We start from the raw sequence: 4,487 nt of genomic DNA on the forward strand, positions 1-4,487 counted from the left end.
CCTCGGTGCCCAACCCGCCGCTGCACCTGCTGCTGGGCAGTGACTGCGTGCAGGCGGTGGAGGAGAAGATTCAGCAACTGCAGGCCGACATCGACGCGTGGCGGTCGGTGTCAGTGTCCACAGACCACGACGATTAGGCGGTCGGTGTCGTCCAGACTTTGGTCGGCGCGATCCGTAATCGAGTGCTGTAGTCGGCCATCGCGTCGGTGAGGCCGAACTGGTCGGCAAGCTGGCGGTATTTCGACCAGTACGGTTGGTCTTCTCGACAGTCGACGCCCATCTCGTCCACGACGGCGGTCCCGCCGATCACGATGATGCCGCCCCCGTTGCCGTCGGAATCGAGGTTGAGACTGACCTCCGGACGTGCCTCGATGTGAGTGACCTTGGCGGCGTTGGGCATTGAATACACCGTCAAGTCGGTGCCGTCGTAGAAGAACCAGACCAGGCGCGGCACCGGCAGCCCGGACTTGGCGACGGTGGTCAGCCACCCATAGTGGTCGGAGCGCAAACGGTCGGAAACCTCCGGGGAGAGATTGATCATGGTGTCCGAATGTAGTCTCCGGACATGACCCTCAACCTGTCCGTTGATGAAGTTCTGCGCACCACCCGCTCGGTTCGCAAGCGCCTCGATTTCGAGAAGCCGGTGCCGCGGGAGGTACTTATGGAATGCCTCGAGTTGGCGCTGCAGGCGCCCACCGGCTCGAATGCGCAAGGCTGGCAATGGGTTTTCGTCGAGGACTCCGACCAGAAGAAGGCGATCGGTGACGTGTACCTGGCCAACGCGCGGGCCTACCTCAACGCACCGGGACGCAAGTATCCCGAAGGCGACACCCGCGGTGAGCGGATGGGCGCGGTCCGCGATTCGGCGACCTATCTCGCCGAGCGCATGCATGAGGCGCCGGTGCTGTTGATCCCGTGCCTGGAAGGGCGGGAGTCCAAGCAGCCGATGGGCGGTGTGTCGTTCTGGGCGTCGTTGTTCCCGGCGGTGTGGAGCTTTTGTCTGGCGCTGCGCTCACGCGGGCTCGGCTCGTGCTGGACGACGCTGCATCTGCTCAATGACGGCGAGCGGGCGGTGGCCGACGTGCTCGGCATTCCCTACGACACCTACAGCCAGGGCGGACTGTTCCCGATCGCTTACACCAAAGGCACCGACTTCCGGCCGGCCAAGCGGCTGCCGGCCGAGAGCGTGACGCACTGGAACAGGTGGTAGCTAGCCGGCTTTCCCGTCGTTACTCATCGCGACATGGCTCCGGCATATCCGTGCTGGCGCCACGCCTCGTAAACGGCGACGGCCGCGGCGTTGGACAGGTTTAGCGACCGCCGGCCCGCCAGCATGGGGATGCGCACCCGTTCGGTGATGTGCGGGTCGGCCAGCGTCGCGGCATCCAGCCCGGTTGGCTCGGGACCGAACATCAGCACGTCGCCGGGCCGATAGGAAACGTCGGCGAAATGTGAGCTGGCCTGAGCGGTGAACGCGAACACCCGTGCCGGCGCCAACGCCGACCATGCCTGGTCCAGCGAGGCGTGGACGACGACCGAGGCCAGGTCGTGGTAATCCAGACCCGCGCGCCGCAGTTTCGGTTCGGACAAGTCAAAACCCAGCGGTTCCACCAAGTGCAACTCGCAGCCCGTGGCGGCGGCGGTACGGATGGCGTTTCCCGTGTTGGGCGGGATGCGCGGGGAATAAAACAAAAGCCTGAACACCACGGCATCCTCCCAACGGCCGAACGTGACCGCTAGTCATTGGACTCAAGTGCGACTAGGCTGGGTCTACGGTGTTTGGCCCCTCGTCAGCTAGAACTGCGGCGAAGGTCGGCCGACGCACAGCCCAGAGCACCAAAACGTTGAGACGCGCATTTCCTGCCGCGCCAACCGTCGACGGGTCGCTCGCAGTGGAAGAGGCGAAAGCCACATGCAAGATCTCGACTTCGACAGCACTGACATCAGCGAGACCGAGGAATTCCTGGGCCGGGCGTACACCAAGATGCGTATCGACGGCGAGGGCGAGCAGTCCCGGGCACGCATCGAACGGCGCTGGCTGGGGCCGGTCAACTTCGATCAGCTGCACTTCACCTATGACATGAGTTACGACGCGAATCCACTGGAACGCGTCGTGCTATGCCGGGTCGAAAGTGGCCAGATTGAAGAGGACTTTGCCGACCAACCGCAGGATGTTTTCGCACCCGGGGACCTCACGCTGGTGTCTTTGCCGGAGCGGCCGTTCTCCGGACGCGTCTGCCACGCCCGCTACAAGCTGACGGGTTTCGACCCCAAGGCGTTGGGTCGCGTCGCCACAGCAGCGGCCCAGCACCGCGTGGAGCCGGTGCGGCTTACGGGTCATCGGCCAGTCTCCCAGGCGGCCGCCGATCGGCTCAATGGGCTTCTGGACTACTTGGGCAACCATGTCCTGGCTGACCCGCACGCCACCTCCTCACCGTTGCTCGTCGGCAATGCGGCGTCGCACCTGGCTGCGACCACTCTGCACACCTTCCCCAACAACGCCGTCGTCGAGCCGACCGGTACCGACCGTCGAGACGCCACCAAACCGGTGCTGCTGCGCCGGGCCATGGCATACATGGACGACAACGCGCGCACCGACATTTCGTTAAGCGACATCGCCGAGCACATCTATGTGACACCGCGTGCACTGCAGTACATGTTCCGCCAACATCTGGACTGCACCCCGATGGAATACCTGCGGCGAATTCGGCTTGAGCAAGCTCATCGCGAACTGCTCGACTCGAGTCGAGCTGATTGCACTGTGAAGAGAATCGCCAATCGGTGGGGCTTCGCGCACGTGGGCAGGTTCGCAGTTTATTACCGGCAAACTTACGGCCAATCCCCGCATGCGGCCCTGCGCAACTAGCACGCCGAATAGGGACTTGGGTCACGGTACGGGCGCGATTACGGCCCCGTTGCGCTGAAGGTTATCTGCTCAGTAACAATTGTGGAGACCTCGGCTGTGGGCTGTCATACTCGTCGGATTGTCAGGCGTTTACGTTCGTGCCCATCCGCCGGGGCGGGCGGAATAAAGCAGGAAGTCTCATGAGCCGATCGTATTTCCGAGCGCCATCAAATAGGGGAGCGGCCGGCGGCACGGCCGCCTGCACATGACCATGTTCGCCCGCCCGACCCCTCCGGTCGCGGCGGTTCCCCCCGGCACATCGGCCGCTTCCGCTTCCGAGCAAAAACGCCCCCCGGCGTGGTCGCTGCGCAACTGGCCGGTGCGCTGGAAGGTCTTCGCGATCGCGCTGGTGCCGCTGCTGCTGGCGACGGTGTTCGGCGCCCTGCGGGTGCAGAGCGAATGGACGAACTCCAACACTTTGCGACTGGCCGCCGCCCGCGCCAACGTCATACCGGCCATCACCAAGTACATGTCCGCGTTGGACGTCGCTTTGCTGGCCGGCTCCACCGGACGCGACGTCGAAGGCGCCAAGAAGAACTTCGCGGCCCGCAAATTCGAGCTGCAGACCCGGCTGGCCGACACCGACGTGATCGCCGACGTGCGTTCGGGCGGCAACACGCTGCTCAACAGCGGTCAGGCGCTCCTGGACAAGGTGCTCGACAACAGCATCGGCCTGCGCGACCGGATCACCACCTACGCGCCCTTGCTGTTGACGGCGGAGAACGCGATCGATGCCTCGGTGCAGGTCGACAGCGACCGGGTCAGGGGCCAGGCCCAGGGCTTGAGCCGCGCCGTCGGCGCCCGCGGCCAGATGACCATGCAGGAGATCCTGGTCACTCGCGGCGCCGACCTGCCCGAGCCGCAGCTGCGCACGTCGATGATTACCTTGGCCGGGACCGAACCGTCGACGCTGTTCGGGATGAGCGGGGTGCTCGGCGTCGGCTCCTCGGAAGCCAAGAACTTGCAACAGCAACTCGTCAGCCGGATGGCGATCATGTCCGACCCGGCCAGCACGTTGGTCGACAATCCAGAGCTGCTGCAGTCGATACAAGTCACCCGGGGCATCGCCGAACAGGTGATCGCCGACACCACGAACTCGGTGACGAAGTGGGTGGGCGCGCAGGCCAACGCCCGCCGGGACGCCGCGGTACGCGACGCCGTGCTGGCGCTGACCGCCATCGTCATCGCGCTGGCCATCGTGCTGCTGGTGGCCCGGGCGCTGGTCAAGCCGTTACGGGTGCTCCGCGACGGCGCACTCAAAGTTGCCCATACCGACCTGGAAGGCGAGATCGACCGGGTCCGCAACGGCGCCGAACCCGTTCCCGAGCCGCTGGCCGTCTACACCACCGAAGAGATCGGTCAGGTGGCCCACGCGGTCGACGAGCTGCACACCCAGGCGCTGCTGCTCGCCGGTGACGAGGCGCGGCTGCGGCTGTTGGTCAACGACATGTTCGAGACGATGTCGCGGCGCAGCCGCTCGCTGGTGGACCAGCAGCTGCAGCTCATCGACCGGCTGGAGCGCAACGAAGAAGACCCCGAGCGGCTGGACAACCTCTTTCGGCTGGATCACCTGGCGGCGCGG

General features: G+C 65.2%; 4 protein-coding genes and 1 pseudogene. 3 read left to right on the plus strand and 2 right to left on the minus strand.

What is annotated here, in order from left to right; genetic code table 11:
- Positions 1 to 133: 133 nt before the first annotated feature.
- On the minus strand, positions 134 to 541 hold the full coding sequence (locus A9W95_RS06145) for a TIGR03667 family PPOX class F420-dependent oxidoreductase (protein WP_067409739.1): 408 nt from the start codon (positions 539 to 541) through the stop codon (positions 134 to 136).
- A 24-nt stretch (positions 542 to 565) separates the two neighbouring features.
- Between A9W95_RS06145 and A9W95_RS06150 the strand changes: the two genes are divergently transcribed.
- On the plus strand, positions 566 to 1,210 hold the full coding sequence (locus tag A9W95_RS06150; protein WP_067409741.1) for a nitroreductase family protein: 645 nt from the start codon (positions 566 to 568) through the stop codon (positions 1,208 to 1,210).
- Between the two features lie 23 nt (positions 1,211 to 1,233).
- On the opposite strand, the gene A9W95_RS06155 is transcribed toward A9W95_RS06150, so the two are convergent.
- A complete protein-coding gene (locus tag A9W95_RS06155) occupies positions 1,234 to 1,704 on the minus strand; it encodes a tRNA (cytidine(34)-2'-O)-methyltransferase (protein ID WP_067409744.1) in 471 nt (156 codons plus the stop codon).
- Between the two features lie 208 nt (positions 1,705 to 1,912).
- On the opposite strand from A9W95_RS06155, the gene A9W95_RS06160 reads away from it, so the two are divergent.
- Both A9W95_RS06160 and A9W95_RS06165 read left to right on the plus strand, forming a co-directional pair.
- Positions 1,913 to 2,866 (plus strand): helix-turn-helix transcriptional regulator, encoded by a 954-nt coding sequence (locus A9W95_RS06160; protein WP_067409742.1) that lies wholly within the window; start codon positions 1,913 to 1,915, stop codon positions 2,864 to 2,866.
- A gap of 244 nt (positions 2,867 to 3,110) precedes the next feature.
- Positions 3,111 to 4,487 (plus strand): annotated as a pseudogene (locus A9W95_RS06165) (HAMP domain-containing protein); the annotation flags it as partial.

The organism is Mycobacterium sp. 1423905.2 (assembly GCF_001673155.1).
Taxonomy (GTDB): Bacteria; Actinomycetota; Actinomycetes; order Mycobacteriales; family Mycobacteriaceae; genus Mycobacterium.

Excerpts from the sequence above, each read along its gene's own strand:
- A9W95_RS06145 (WP_067409739.1), bottom strand. The coding sequence starts at position 541 with ATGATCAATCTCTCCCCGGAGGTTTCCGACCGTTTGCGCTCCGACCAC.
- A9W95_RS06150 (WP_067409741.1), top strand. The coding sequence starts at position 566 with ATGACCCTCAACCTGTCCGTTGATGAAGTTCTGCGCACCACCCGCTCG.
- A9W95_RS06160 (WP_067409742.1), top strand. The coding sequence starts at position 1,913 with ATGCAAGATCTCGACTTCGACAGCACTGACATCAGCGAGACCGAGGAA.